This window comes from Rossellomorea vietnamensis, from assembly GCF_025398035.1.
GTDB lineage: Bacteria > Bacillota > Bacilli > Bacillales > Bacillaceae_B > Rossellomorea > Rossellomorea vietnamensis_B.
In genome coordinates this window covers 1,198,953-1,212,680 of record NZ_CP104558.1, presented here as the reverse complement: position 1 = coordinate 1,212,680, position 13,728 = coordinate 1,198,953, and the positions used below count along the sequence as shown (strand labels likewise).

The following is a 13,728-nucleotide window of genomic DNA, read 5'->3' as shown; positions in this document are numbered from 1 at the left end:
GACAACATCGTCAATAGTATGCGCAAATACAGCGTTTTCATGAAAGGGGATACAATAATGAAGATCAGAAAAAATTTTTTGGAAGGCTTGGAACAAAAAGTATATATATATGAAAATAAGAAAGAAGAGTTTTTTGTGGTCGCCGTCCCGGATATCAATTGGTCTTATACATTCACTTATGAAGAGGACGATATCCAATCAAAATTAATGCATTCGTTAAAGGAAAGAATTGCATCTGAAACAGCTTTAACATTAAGCTCCCGTATCGTTCAATGGACAACCGAGATGTAGAAGATCTTATTTAGATATAGAACCAGGCTCAGCATGGCATTGATTCTTTGTTGCATTGTTACTTTAGAACGAATATGATGAGAAAGTGAGAATGACGAGAAAGGATTTTATGAATGAAAATAGACTTTATACAGGAAGTTCAGTCAAGACGGACTTTCGCCATCATTTCCCACCCGGATGCTGGGAAAACAACCTTAACAGAACAGTTACTATTATTCGGAGGTGCGATTCGCGCCGCTGGAACAGTTAAAGGAAAGAAATCAGGTAAGTTTGCAACATCTGACTGGATGGAAATCGAGAAGCAGAGAGGGATTTCTGTCACTTCTTCGGTCATGGCCTTCGATTATGATGATTATCGGGTGAATATCCTGGATACACCAGGTCACCAGGACTTTTCTGAAGATACCTATAGAACATTGATGGCTGTTGACAGTGCGGTGATGATCATCGATTCTGCGAAAGGGATTGAAGCACAAACCTTGAAGCTTTTCAAAGTTTGTCGAATGAGAGGCATTCCAATCTTCACTTTCATCAATAAGCTTGATCGCCAAGGGCGTGAACCACTTGAGTTATTGGAAGAGCTTGAAGAAGTACTGGGAATTCAATCGTATCCAATGAACTGGCCGATAGGAATGGGGAAAGAATTCTTGGGAATCTATGATCGCTTCCATAATCGCATCGAGCAATTTCGAGTTGAGGAAGAGGATCGCTTTATTCCATTAAATGATGAAGGTGAAATTGAGGGAGAACACCCTCTTAAAGAAAGCAATCTATATAATCAGACTCTTGAAGATGTTTTGTTGCTGAATGAAGCTGGAAACCAGTTTTCCCGTGAACGCATAGCGAATGGAGAATTATCTCCAGTCTTTTTCGGAAGTGCATTAACGAATTTCGGTGTACAAACATTTCTGGAAACATACTTACAGTTTGCTCCATCTCCGCAGCCAAGGAATTCCGATGCCGGAGAGATTGAGCCGACAGCAGAGGATTTCTCCGGGTTTGTATTCAAGATTCAAGCCAATATGAATCCTGCCCACCGGGACCGGATTGCATTTGTCCGCATTTGCTCAGGTCAATTCGAGAGGGGAATGACGGTCAATCTTTCCCGTACAGGAAAGTCCATTAAGCTGGCGCAATCCACTCAATTTCTTGCAGATGATCGGAGTACGGTGAATGAAGCGGTCAGTGGGGATATCATCGGTGTTTACGACACGGGTACGTATCAAATCGGTGATACTCTTGTCCAGGGAAAGCAGGGCTTTCAGTATGAAAAGCTGCCTCAATTCACCCCTGAACTTTTTGTCCGTGTCACAGCTAAAAACGTGATGAAGCAGAAGCACTTCCAAAAGGGGATCCTTCAGCTCGTTCAAGAAGGAGCCATTCAGTATTATAAAACACGCACGGAAGATATCATTCTTGGAGCGGTAGGTCAACTTCAATTTGAAGTATTTGAGCACAGGATGAAGAATGAGTATAACGTTGATGTGAAAATGGAACCGATCGGGTCCAAGATTGCCCGGTGGATTGAAAACGAAGAAGATGTCAAGGAAACTATGTCAAGCTCCAGGAGCATGCTGGTCAAGGATCGACATGATAATCTTGTTTTCCTTTTCGAAAACGATTTTGCCATGAGATGGTTCAATGATAAAAATCCTGATATCCGATTATATAGCCTAATGTAATGACACTTAGCACTTCTCCAGAACAGGGGGAGTGCTTTTCTATTTCTTCTTTTTCACTCCTTTTTTTGTTGTGAAAAACCTGAACCATCTGTCGGTTCAAACTGCATTTTCAAAAAAATTCACAATCAATGAGTAATTTTTCCTAAAATAAAGGGATATTACTGGTGTTAGTAGGGTACTAAGTCTTAGTATATAGGTAAGGCTATATATGACTTACAGGGGAAGGAAGAGATAGGATGCAATACGCTTGTGCAAACTGTGGAATTGAGATGGAGTATCATGAAGCAGGGTATTTATTTTTACATAACGAAAAAAGGCTGAACTTACCGCTGACAGGATCAGTTGATAAGACAGAAGAAGGCTTATATGTATTACCATATGATAATCTTGATGAGGTCTATGGTAAATTATCAGAAATAGAAACCGTATTAGTTGAGGAAGAATGGACATGCAGTTTTAATTGTTCAGAGAAGCCCGGTCCCTTCCGTCCTGCTGAAGAATTCCTGCAATTAATTAAATATAGAGAAATGGTTAAGCTGATTCAAGGAGGGCAATTTACGAGTCACCTCCAGCCTATCATTGATCTTAGCGATTTCAGTCTTTTTGGCTATGAATCGCTCTTACGCTCAAATAGTGGCCATAATCGTATCAATCCAGGGGAGTTGTTTGAAGCTGCTTCGCGAACCGGGTTTCACTCCATGCTGGATCAGAAGGCGAGGAAATCAGCAATCGAGTCCAGGCAGGGCCAAGTGGAACCTGGTACGAAGAGTTTTATTAATTTTCTTCCTTCGACGATTTATAATCCTGAATTTTGTTTGCGCCACACCTTCAAGATTGTGAATGAATGCAATGTAGATCCAAAAGACCTTGTATTCGAAGTGGTAGAAACCGAGAAGATTGAAGATGTAGAACATTTAAGATCGGTACTTGACGTATATAAGAGAGAAGGGATGAAAGTCGCCCTTGATGACGTGGGTTCAGGTTTTGCCACGGTTGAAATGTTAAGCCTGCTGCAGCCGGACTATGTAAAGATCGATCGATCCTTCATCAACCACTGTGATTCTGATGAGGATAATCAGGAATTTTTACGTGAAGTAATGAAGATTGCCGGAGAATTGGACATTTTGGTCCTGGCAGAAGGGATTGAGAGAAAAGAAGAATTGCTCTTCTGTAAAGAAATCGGAATCCACTATGCGCAAGGCTATTTCATAGGAAAACCTCAAGAAGAAGCGATGGAACCATTTGAAGAAACTCTATTCGTTTAATCGTCAAACCCCTCCCCTTATATTAGGAGAGGGGTTCTTTATGTAAGGGGATCCTTCAAAGGGAAAAAGGACAATAAAATCGTTCCTTGACAATTTTAAAGAACATGATATTATATTACTATAAAATACTTTAGCACATAAAAGCTTAAAAGCGTTTAAGGGTAAAAGAGGAATGGACCCTTAAACCAATCAATCACATATCATTGTCTTGAACAACGCAGTAGGAAATAGTGAGACAGCAATCAGAGACTGGACGTCAGCTGGAAGTCCAGGTCCGCTTCTTTCTGAATTACATTGTTTATAAATTCTCTAAGTGATTTAGGGGACTTATCAAGAGACAACCTTTATGAAGTGGAAATAAATCATGCAATGGATCAGTCGATTCTATGCATGTCATGATTTATTTCAATTAGGGTGGTAACGCGGAGAACTCTTCGTCCCTATCAGGGATGGAGGGTTCTTTTTGTCATACAATCCCTTTTCGGTCACATAATATAGCTTACAGAAGGAAGTGTAAACATGTTAAACATTCAAAGCATTCATAAACCGTCCGTTCCTGAAGCATCCGCAGTATTACTCGCTGTTCTGGGAATCATCAGTGTCAGCATTATCGGTGTGGGAGCGGTCCCTCATATTCCGATCATTCTTTCCCTCTTCTTTTTGATGGTATATGGACTGATACGCAAAGTGAAGTTCAGAGAAATGGAAAAAGGGATGATTGCCGGAGCGCAGGGTGGATTAGGTGCCATTCTATTATTTTTCTTTATTGGTCTGCTTGTGAGCAGCTGGTTGATTAGTGGGACCATACCCACGTTGATGTTTTACGGGTTTGAATTTGTCACTCCACATTATTTTTATGCAATTGCCTTTTTACTTACATCTTTAAGTGGAGTCGCAATCGGAAGCTCACTGACAACGGCAGCGACAATCGGTGTAGCTTTAATCGGAATCGGGGAGGCTATGGGGTTATCCATGGCAATCACGGCTGGTGCCATCGTTTCAGGTGCCTTTTTTGGAGATAAGATGTCTCCATTATCGGATACAACCAATCTTGCTTCCTCCATCGTCAAGGTGGATCTGTTTACCCATATTCGAAATATGGCCTGGACGACCGTACCTGCCTTTATCATTACATTGATTGTATTCGGGGTCCTTTCGCCAGGGACCAGTAAGGTTGATTTGGCCCAGCTTGATGCATTGCAGGAAGGTTTAATGCAGACCGGCCTTATCCACTGGTACAGCTTAGTTCCTTTAGTGCTGCTGGTAGTGCTGATTGTATATAAGACGCCTGCATTATTCACACTGGCCATCACGATAGCCGCTTCTGTGTTCTTATCTTTTTTCCACGGGACGTTGAAGGTAAATGAATTATTCCAGGTGCTATTCGAAGGCTTTACCTCGAAGACAGGGGTGGAATCCGTTGACTCACTGTTGACAAGAGGGGGAGTGAACAGCATGATGTTTACCATTTCCCTTGTCATTCTCTCACTGAGTCTCGGTGGATTACTATTTAAACTGGGTATCATCCCGGCACTGCTTCACAAGGTGTCTGCTATCATTCAATCTGAAAGAAGAACGATTCTATCCACTGCATTATCAGCGATTGGTATCAATGTTGTAGTAGGGGAGCAGTACTTATCCATTCTATTGACTGGTGAAGCATTCCAATCTCAATACAAGAAATTGGGTCTTCACCCTAAAACCTTATCCAGGACATTGGAAGATGCAGGAACAGTGGTGAATCCACTTGTTCCATGGAGTGTGTGTGGAATATTCCTCACAGATGTATTAGGTGTTTCAACCATGGAGTATCTACCATTTGCGGTCTTTTGCCTGATATCTCCTGTCATCACCATCCTGTATGGTTTCACGGGGTGGACCATTGAAAAAGAGCCTAAGGAGAATAACGCTGCTATATCGAATTCATAACAATCAGACAATGTAAAAGGACTGTCAGTCTGAATGATTCACTCTCTTAGTGTGAGGATGATTCATTTAGAAGACAGTCCTTTTTGGTGCATTTCAATATATGTGTCGAAATACCGCTGGTAATACTGGCTCCCTGCAGATATCATGATTAAATGGAATAGGGGAAGCACGCCGATCATCAAAGGGTTCTTGAGCAATAATACACCTTCCTGCACCATAAAAACCTCAACGGTCAAGAGAAAAAGGATGCTCCATAATGAATATTTCCAATCCCCGTTCCTAAAAAAAATAACCAGGCTATAAAAGTAGGTCGTGAACCAAAAATACAGGGCATTCCCTGCGATCAAATCCCTGACAGGATTCGAAAAATGATTCAGGGGGAGGATATACAGCTTTAAAAGGGAAGAGAGAATCCAGGCAAAAGAAAGAGTGATGGTGGAAAGTGCAAAGAACAAAGTGATGAATTGAACATAGTGGTTGTCAGATTCATTCAGAATTTTCCACCAGATTTTGGCCAGTATAACGGAAATAATAAGGAAAAAGGTTGTATAATACGATTCCCACCAATGATGTTCGTATAACCTCGTGTGGATGAACCACGTTTCAATGAGGAAGAAGACACCGATGATGACCGCAATCCTCCATGCCGGCAAGCGGTACAATACAATATAGGTTATCGCAACCGGAACCGAAAATGCCTGTGAACTGATCGATCCCAGCACGCTGTCATTGTAATTATTCGATAAAATATGGGGATGATACGTATAGCTGTTAAATAATACAAAGATGATATATTCAAATACATAGGCCAACCCGGAAATGAAAAGCCAAAATAGGATGATCCGGCCAGATATGTGACGATTCTTTATTACGATTAAATATAATGCAAAAATGCTGAAAAAGCTAAGGAATACAAAGGGAACCCAGTTCGCCATTTTAATGCTCCTTACGTTACAGTATAAAAATAGTGTATACCGATAAGGTGGAATTATTTATTTTTAACCGATATTTATCATTCACAGACGCTTTAATATTGAAGGATCTTCCTGAAGAGACTATAGTTAACAGTAACTCCTTGCAAACCGTAATGAACGTTATACATAAAGAAAGGGGAGCACATCATTGAAAATTAGTGATTTTTCCATACGCCGACCGGTGTTCACCATTGTCACCATGCTGCTTATCCTGATTTTGGGAGGGGTCTCGCTCCTCAGGATCCCGTTGAAACTCATCCCGGACCTCAATCCACCCGTAGGTGTCGTGGTGACCAATTATCCCGGAGCAGGTCCTCGGGAGGTGGTGGAGAAAGTAACAAAACCACTTGAAGAGAGTCTTTCCACCTTGCCGGGAATGAAGAACCTTCAATCGACTTCAAAGGAAGGTTCGAATTTTATTCTCCTTGAATTTTCATGGTCGACCTCTATCGATGAGATTGAAAATGATGTCCTGCAACGCCTCGACCAAACTCCACTTCCCGATGGAGCAGAGAATCCAAGATTTCTCAAATTTGATCCCGCCCAGTTCCCGATCATTCAATTTTCTTTACGGGAAGAAGGGGACGAGTCCAACCTAAAGACACTTTCAGAGAACTTGAAACAGGAACTGACAAGAGTGGAAGGGGTCGCAAATGTAAATGTTTCAGGTTCATTAACGGATGAAGTGGTCATTGAATTGAATCAGCAAGCGTTGAAAGATAATCGTCTAAGTCAGGGCGATGTGGTCAATACAATCCGCGCCAACAATGTGACGGCTCCCGGAGATACGATCGAGACAGATGGACAAACATTGACCACAAGAGTAGTAAGCAAGCTCCAGTCCGTGGATGAATTAAAGGGATTGGTCTTACAGGTGAATCCGCAAACTGGAAAGAAGCTTAAGCTTTCTGATGTCGCGAAAGTTGAACAGAGAAAACAGGATACAAACACGATCACCCGGGCAAACGAAGAATCTGCCATCCTGTTCAGTGTGCTGCAGCAATCAGATGCTAACACCGCCTCCGTATCGAAAGCGTTTCAAAAGGAGCTGGACCGTCTCCTTAAGCAGGATCAATATCAATCAATCAAAGCTGATATCCTGTTCGATCAGGGGGATTACATCGCACAAGCCATTGGGAATATCGCCAATTCCCTCCTGATAGGTGGAGCGTTCGCCATGCTTGTGCTCTTCTTATTTTTGAAAAATGTAAAGAGTCCCCTTATCATCGGGGTGGCCATCCCTTATTCCGTCATTGTGACGTTCGTTCTTATGTTTTTTGCGGATTTCGCATTGAATATCATGACATTGGGAGCCCTGGCTCTTGGAATTGGAATGTTGGTTGATAATGCGATCGTAGTCATTGAGAATATATATCGCCATTTATCCCTGGGGAAAAATCCGAGGGAAGCGGCCAGTATCGGGGCAAGAGAAGTGGGGGGAGCCATCACCGCTTCCACTTTGACCACTGTAGCGGTATTCCTGCCGGTTGTCTTTATATCCGGTTTACTGGGAGAATTGTTTACCGAATTCGCCTTGACGATTTCGTTTAGTTTATTGGCCTCCCTTGTCGTGGCATTGACGGTCATCCCGATGCTCGCAAGCAGACTCTTGAAAAAACCGAAAGGGAATATCGAAGCAAAGCGGAGACGTTCCAAGAGCAGAAAGACATTCGCCCGGTCGGTTAAATGGGCGCTTCGTCACCGATTCATCGTATTATTCATCACTCTCATTACATTAGTGGGCGGCGGACTTGGCCTTACGACGGTAGGAACGCAGTTTTTACCACCAACTGATGAAGGGTTTTTCAACATGAGGGTCGAATTGGATAATGGAGCTTCCGTCGATGAGACCAATAAAGTCGTCAAAGCGATTGAAGGCAGGTTGAAAAAAGAAAAAGATGTGGATGTCTTCGTAAGTCTTGTGGGTACAACCCAGGAAGAATCTTTCAGAGGAAGCGGGAAAGGGAATATTGCAGAAGTTTATGTGAAAATGATGCCTCTCGATGAGCGGGAGAGATCGATTTTCAGCTTTGCGGATGAAGTAAAGCCAGAAGTGGAAAAAGCGGCTCAAAAGGTCAATAAATCTGCTGAAGTTTCCTTTAACTTACAGTCAACATCCGGCTCCAGTCCTCAAACCTTGACGTTCAACTTGCGGGATACAAATCAGAACCGACTGAAGGAGTCCGTCGATACGTTATTCGCTTCGTTGAAAGAAATGAAGGATGTCACGGAAGTTTCAACAGATCAGATGGAAACGGTGAAAGAAGTCCAAATGAAGGTGAACCGGGAGAAGGCACTTCAACAAGGTTTGGCACCTGCTCAGATCGGGACGCTCGTTCAGGATGTAACCCGGGGGGTCCTGACTACCCAAATGGTCACAGGGTCTTCTGACGTCATAAATGTTCTTGTTCAATATGACAGGAACATCACTGAAAATCTGGGTTCTTTAAAGAAACTCCTCATTCCAAATGGACAAGGGAAGTATATTCAGTTAAACTCCGTCGTAGACTTTTCAATTGAAGATGGTCCTGTCAGCATTCAAAGGATTGACCAGCAGCATGCCGTTCAATTCACACTCAACTATTCATCGGCAACCAATCTTGGAGCCATTTCGAAGGCGGTGGATGAGAAAATCGAATCACTGGATCTTCCAAACGAGACCTTGGTTTCATTCAGTGGGGACAGAGAGCTCCTTGAGGATTCGATTGACGACATGGCCCTGGCACTCGGGCTTGCCATCGTGCTTGTCTATATGGTCATGGCTGCTCAATTCGAGTCATTTAAATACCCATTTGTCATCATGTTTACCGTTCCGCTCATGGTGATAGGTGTAGCAATCGCCCTGGCGATTACACAGACACCTATCAGCATATCGGCGATCATCGGAGTGATTGTACTGGCTGGTATCGTCGTCAACAATGCAATCGTCATCGTAGATTACATCAATCAGCGGAAAGAGGCGGGAACTGACAGCTTTGACAGTATCGTCGAAGCGGTTCAGGACCGGGCGAGGCCGATCTTCATGACGGCACTGACGACGATCCTCGGCTTATTGCCACTGGCCCTCGGTTTGGGTGAAGGGACCGAAATCAATCAGCCTATGGGCATTGCCGTCATTGGCGGGCTGATCAGCTCGACTTTATTAACCATATATATCATACCGATTGTGTACAGCTTCTTTGATAAAGAGACGAGAAGAATGAAGAAACCAAGAGAAACAAAGTTATATAAAGAATAGAACACACAACGAGAGCTAACCCGCATGTTAAGCAGTCACCTCCTAAAAGGATGAGGTACCTTAGCCTAAGGTTAGCTCTTTTTTATCAAAAATAATGGTGACAAGCGGGGGAGACGTTCGAAATGGAAAAAGGTATCTATTTGATTACAGGGTTTCCGGGCTTTTTAAGTCATAATATTGTGGAAGAGTTACTCAAGCAGGATAAGGCAACGAAGGTATACTTACTTCACCTTCATTCAATGCGTAAGCAGGCGGAAGAAGGATTGGGGAAACTGAGATTCTTGTCAGATGCAGAGATCATCCTGGTAGAAGGGGATATTACCCGAACGAATCTTGACATGTCAGAAGAGAAAATCCTCGAAATTAGGGAGGAAGTGGAATATGTTTGGCACTTAGCAGCCATCTATGATCTCGCAGTCCCTCAGGATCTTGCTCAGAAAGTAAATGTAGAAGGCACACGACAGGTCAATGATTTCTGTCAAACCTTCCGTCGATTAAAAAGATACGTGTATTTTTCCACTGCTTTTATTGCTGGATCTCGTGAAGGTGAACTAATGGAGAATGAATTGATCCGTCCTGAGCGTTTTCATAACTTCTATGAACGGACTAAATATGAAGCAGAGGTTCTGGTGGATGAATGGAAGGACAAGCTGCCGATTACGATCATCCGACCAGGTATCGTGAAGGGAAACTCAGAAACGGGAGAGACCGTGAAGTTCGATGGACCATACTTTATTATGAATATGTTTAACAGACTATCTTTCCTGCCATGGATTCCATTTCTCGGTGAGGGTACCTCATATATAAATATCGTCCCAGTTGAATATGTCGTGAAAGCATCCATTTATCTGGGGCATGAGGAGACTGGGAAAGGAAAGACCTATCATCTGACGGATCCAGAACCCCTGATGGTAAAGGAAGTGTATGAACAGATTTTATGGCATATGTTAAAAAAGAAACCAAAGGGGAATATTCCGTTATCTCTTTCTAATTGGGCTCTTGGTTTCCGCTTTATACGCCGTTATTTAAAAGTCGAACGGGAAGCTTTGGACTATTTTACACTCCAAGGTAAATTCAACTGCCAACAAGCCCTAAAAGACCTGGAAGGGACTTCGATTATATGTCCGTCCCTTTCCAGCCAGATTGAAAAAATGGTTGAGTTTTATCTTGAAAATGCCTCTAATGAGCGATTGCACGTAAAGATCGATTAATAGAGGGATGGAAACATTCAAACGGGCAATCATCGTAATAATTGGGAGAGATATGGTAAAAATAAAGGGAGAAGCTTCAATAGGAGGAATCTCAAGATGTCATTTTCCCTTACGCTATACCCTGACCGAGACAAACACAATTCTTACAATAAGCCTATTAGAAACAACCAGTATTACCACTCCTCCTGTTTGACGGGGTGCTTATGAAGTCATCCATTACAAAATTAGAAGGCATCCTGTGGAGTATTGCGCTGCCGGGTTTTCCTCAATTGCTGGTCGGTTTATGGTTTAAGGGAACGTTGTTTGTCCTTCTTGAGATCATAATCAATATTCAAAGTAACTTCAATCTGGGGATCATGTACAGTTTTTTAGGCGAAACACATAAAGCAGCAGACATACTTGATTACCAGTGGCTTATGTTTTATCCGTGTTTATATATGTTTGCCATGTGGGATGCGTATAAAATTGCCGATGGCCATAAGGGGAAGTACAGCTTTTTACCATTTGTTATGTCTGCCTATATGGTAACGGTTGGTTTGATGTATTCCCCTAGGGTATATCTATTCGGGAAATTCATCGGGCCCATTTTTCTACCGATTTTGTTTGTGATTCCTGGAGTGTTGCTGGGACTATTGATACGAGCCATCCTGATACGGGTTCAATAAATTTTTTTCTCTTTACGGATAGATGTTTTTGAGTTAAAATACATCTATACAAATGAACGTTTTCTACCTGTCAAAGGGGAGTAGCTATAGGTTTCATACCTAAACAAAGTCGTCAATTCATGGTGTATGCCATCGGCTTTGTTGGCATATCCGTATGCTAAGCAAGACCTTTGCCTTATTTAGGCAAGGGTCTTTTTATTTTTATAAAATTCCTTGCCTATTGGAAAACTAACTATGTAAATAGGGAGGGACTAGAGGTATGGATGCTTCGATGTTATTGGAATATGGATGGGTCCTGCTGATATTGGTAGGTCTTGAAGGGATTTTAGCTGCTGATAATGCGGTGGTAATGGCTGTAATGGTCAAACATTTACCTGTGGAACAAAGGAAGAAGGCACTTTTTTACGGTCTTTTAGGAGCCTTTGTCTTTAGGTTCGCTGCATTATTTCTCATTTCATTCTTGGTCAATGTGTGGCAGGTTCAGGCGATTGGGGCGATTTATTTATTCTACGTGGCCATTCACCATTTTGTGAAGAAAAGGAAAGACACCGGGGCAGTAGAAGAAAAACCGGCGAAAGGCTCTGGATTCTGGACTACGGTACTCAAGGTGGAACTTGCGGATATCGCATTCGCGGTTGATTCCATGCTTGCTGCCGTCGCTTTGGCCGTAACCCTGCAACCGACTGGATGGTTTGATGTAGGAGGGATTGACGGAGGGCAGTTTATCGTCATGTTCCTAGGCGGCATCATCGGGTTGGTGATCATGAGATTTGCCGCTACCTGGTTTGTGAAATTATTGGAGAAATACCCTACCTTGGAATCAGCAGCATTCCTAATTGTTGGCTGGGTAGGTGTGAAACTTGCCGTGTTCACCCTTGCTCATCCTGATGTAGCCATCCTGGATCATCACTTCCCTGAATCAAAAGGGTGGAAACTTGTCTTCTGGAGCGTATTGATCCTGCTATCTGTAGGTGGGTATTTATTATCAAGAAGAAAAGCAAGGCAGGAAGAAGAAAATATTGAAAGAAAAGCAAAAGCAGAATAATGAGGTCATATAAAGCTAACGTGGAGTTTTCCCGTTAGCTTTTTTTGTTTTGCCGAACGGAAGTTTTGACGGCTCGTTGCCATGAAGAATTATACGATTGAGGGAATTTCTAAACTTTTATTTGGTTAAACCCCCTCAAAAAAAGTTATTTAAACGTAACTCCTTTAATAAGGCGATCGATCGGCCAAATCCAAATTAACTTCCGAGGTGTACATATGAAAAAACAATCAAAAATAGTGAAATCTTCATTAGCAGTACTTGTAGCGAGTTCTATTAGCTTACCAGGATCACTCGCGTTTGCAAATTCAAACGACGATAACTTTGACAGCGTTAAATTGGAGCAAGAGAAAACAGTCAGTGCTGATGTCGCAGTAAATGACGACGCAATGTTGGAATCCTCAAAAAATGAAATTGAAAAACTAGAGCAAGCCTCAGAGGCTCCATCCTTATTGCCTGGTGATTTTTTCTATTTTGCGAAGCTTGCAATCGAAAAAATCCATCTCGCGTTTACAATGGACGATGCTAAAGAAGCCAAGCTGTTAGCCGGATATGCTGCAGAAAGATTGGCCGAAGTAGAAGAATTATTCAAAGATGGTAAACAAGACGAAGCCATCGAAGCCTTAAATAAAGCGATTGAGATGATGCAAAAATCGGAAAATCAGTGGTCTGATGATGAATTAGAAAAGGGTTCAACTGATGATGAGAGTGTTGAGTCTGATTCTGAAAAGAATGATGAATCTAAAGTGGAAGAAGAAACTGATAACACAACCTCTGAAGATGCCTTGAAAGAAGAACCCACTTCCGATGATGAAAAGATTGAAGAGAATACCGATGATAACGCTATGGAAGAAATGATGGCACAAAACATCTTGTCACTTAAAGCAAATATGGAAAAAGTGAAAAATCCAAAAGCGAAAGCGGCCCTACTAAAAAATATTGAAAAGAGTTACTTGAAACTAGCTGAAAAGCTTGACAGATTAGAGGAGAAAGCAGCACAAAAGGCTGAAAAAAGTGAAACTGAAAAGGATACAAAAACTCCTATGGAAAAATCACCTGTCTTAGAGACAGAAATGCCGGCAAAGGAAGAAGCTCCGGTCGAACAGACTACCGAAACGACAACACCAGATAAGGAAGAAACTGTTTCACCAGTAAAAAAACAGATAGAGAAAAAAGAAGAAAAAAAAGAATGGAAAGCACAGCATAAAGAAGCAAAACAAGAATCAAGAGCAGTACGTAAACAAGAGAAGCAAGAAGCAAAAGAAGTACGTAAACAAGAAAAACAAAAGGTAAAAGAAGCCCGCCACGAGAATAAAGAAGTAAAAAAACAACATTCAGCACCAGTCAAAGTAAATCATCAGCACAGTGAGAACGGCAAACGAGAAGAAGGCGGTAAGGGTCATCATAAAGAATCATGATTTCGATCTAGAG

10 protein-coding genes and 1 riboswitch are annotated in these 13,728 nt (G+C 42.1%); of the genes, 9 read left to right on the top strand and 1 reads right to left on the bottom strand.

The features are described from left to right. Nucleotides 1–57: 57 nt before the first annotated feature. The 4 genes from N5C46_RS06230 (at nucleotide 58) to nhaC (ending at nucleotide 5,167) form a co-directional block, all read left to right on the top strand. Entirely contained in the window at nucleotides 58–291 is a 234-nt protein-coding gene (locus N5C46_RS06230) for a YueH family protein (protein WP_261751338.1), read from the top strand. Nucleotides 292–404: 113 nt separating this feature from the next. After that, entirely contained in the window at nucleotides 405–1,973 is a 1,569-nt protein-coding gene (locus N5C46_RS06225) for a peptide chain release factor 3 (protein WP_261751337.1), read from the top strand. A 236-nt stretch (nucleotides 1,974–2,209) separates the two neighbouring features. Continuing rightward, nucleotides 2,210–3,238: an EAL domain-containing protein gene (locus N5C46_RS06220; RefSeq protein WP_261751336.1), complete on the top strand. Its 1,029-nt coding sequence runs from the start codon at nucleotides 2,210–2,212 to the stop codon at nucleotides 3,236–3,238. A gap of 519 nt (nucleotides 3,239–3,757) precedes the next feature. Then, nucleotides 3,758–5,167 carry a Na+/H+ antiporter NhaC gene (gene nhaC, locus N5C46_RS06215; RefSeq protein ID WP_261751335.1) on the top strand — a complete coding sequence of 470 codons (1,410 nt, stop codon included), beginning with the start codon at nucleotides 3,758–3,760 and terminating at the stop codon, nucleotides 5,165–5,167. Nucleotides 5,168–5,229: 62 nt separating this feature from the next. Here nhaC and N5C46_RS06210 read toward each other — a convergent pair whose 3' ends face one another. After that, a complete protein-coding gene (locus tag N5C46_RS06210; protein ID WP_261751334.1) occupies nucleotides 5,230–6,102 on the bottom strand; it encodes a hypothetical protein in 873 nt (290 codons plus the stop codon). A gap of 187 nt (nucleotides 6,103–6,289) precedes the next feature. Here N5C46_RS06210 and N5C46_RS06205 point away from each other — a divergent pair, with 187 nt between their 5' ends. From N5C46_RS06205 to N5C46_RS06185, 5 genes are all read left to right on the top strand, one after another. Continuing rightward, nucleotides 6,290–9,379, top strand: coding sequence for an efflux RND transporter permease subunit (locus N5C46_RS06205; protein ID WP_261751333.1), 3,090 nt, complete (start codon nucleotides 6,290–6,292; stop codon nucleotides 9,377–9,379). 122 nt (nucleotides 9,380–9,501) lie between these two features. Then, nucleotides 9,502–10,590: an SDR family oxidoreductase gene (locus N5C46_RS06200; protein ID WP_261751332.1), complete on the top strand. Its 1,089-nt coding sequence runs from the start codon at nucleotides 9,502–9,504 to the stop codon at nucleotides 10,588–10,590. A gap of 203 nt (nucleotides 10,591–10,793) precedes the next feature. Continuing rightward, complete coding sequence (locus tag N5C46_RS06195) at nucleotides 10,794–11,255, top strand: hypothetical protein (protein ID WP_261751331.1); 462 nt, start codon at nucleotides 10,794–10,796, stop codon at nucleotides 11,253–11,255. A 63-nt stretch (nucleotides 11,256–11,318) separates the two neighbouring features. Continuing rightward, nucleotides 11,319–11,414: riboswitch (yybP-ykoY riboswitch) on the top strand. A 100-nt stretch (nucleotides 11,415–11,514) separates the two neighbouring features. After that, nucleotides 11,515–12,300, top strand: a complete 786-nt coding sequence (locus tag N5C46_RS06190) for a TerC family protein (protein WP_261751330.1) — start codon at nucleotides 11,515–11,517, stop codon at nucleotides 12,298–12,300. 215 nt (nucleotides 12,301–12,515) lie between these two features. Continuing rightward, complete coding sequence (locus N5C46_RS06185) at nucleotides 12,516–13,715, top strand: DUF5667 domain-containing protein (RefSeq protein ID WP_261751329.1); 1,200 nt, start codon at nucleotides 12,516–12,518, stop codon at nucleotides 13,713–13,715. The last annotated feature ends 13 nt before the right edge of the window (nucleotides 13,716–13,728 follow it).

What these genes read in the sequence shown, in the direction of transcription:
- N5C46_RS06185 (WP_261751329.1), top strand. Translation starts at nt 12,516, where the DNA reads ATGAAAAAACAATCAAAAATAGTGAAATCTTCATTAGCAGTACTTGTA.
- N5C46_RS06210 (WP_261751334.1), bottom strand. Translation starts at nt 6,102, where the DNA reads ATGGCGAACTGGGTTCCCTTTGTATTCCTTAGCTTTTTCAGCATTTTT.
- N5C46_RS06230 (WP_261751338.1), top strand. Translation starts at nt 58, where the DNA reads ATGAAGATCAGAAAAAATTTTTTGGAAGGCTTGGAACAAAAAGTATAT.
- N5C46_RS06225 (WP_261751337.1), top strand. Translation starts at nt 405, where the DNA reads ATGAAAATAGACTTTATACAGGAAGTTCAGTCAAGACGGACTTTCGCC.
- nhaC (WP_261751335.1), top strand. Translation starts at nt 3,758, where the DNA reads ATGTTAAACATTCAAAGCATTCATAAACCGTCCGTTCCTGAAGCATCC.
- N5C46_RS06195 (WP_261751331.1), top strand. Translation starts at nt 10,794, where the DNA reads ATGAAGTCATCCATTACAAAATTAGAAGGCATCCTGTGGAGTATTGCG.
- N5C46_RS06200 (WP_261751332.1), top strand. Translation starts at nt 9,502, where the DNA reads ATGGAAAAAGGTATCTATTTGATTACAGGGTTTCCGGGCTTTTTAAGT.
- N5C46_RS06220 (WP_261751336.1), top strand. Translation starts at nt 2,210, where the DNA reads ATGCAATACGCTTGTGCAAACTGTGGAATTGAGATGGAGTATCATGAA.
- N5C46_RS06190 (WP_261751330.1), top strand. Translation starts at nt 11,515, where the DNA reads ATGGATGCTTCGATGTTATTGGAATATGGATGGGTCCTGCTGATATTG.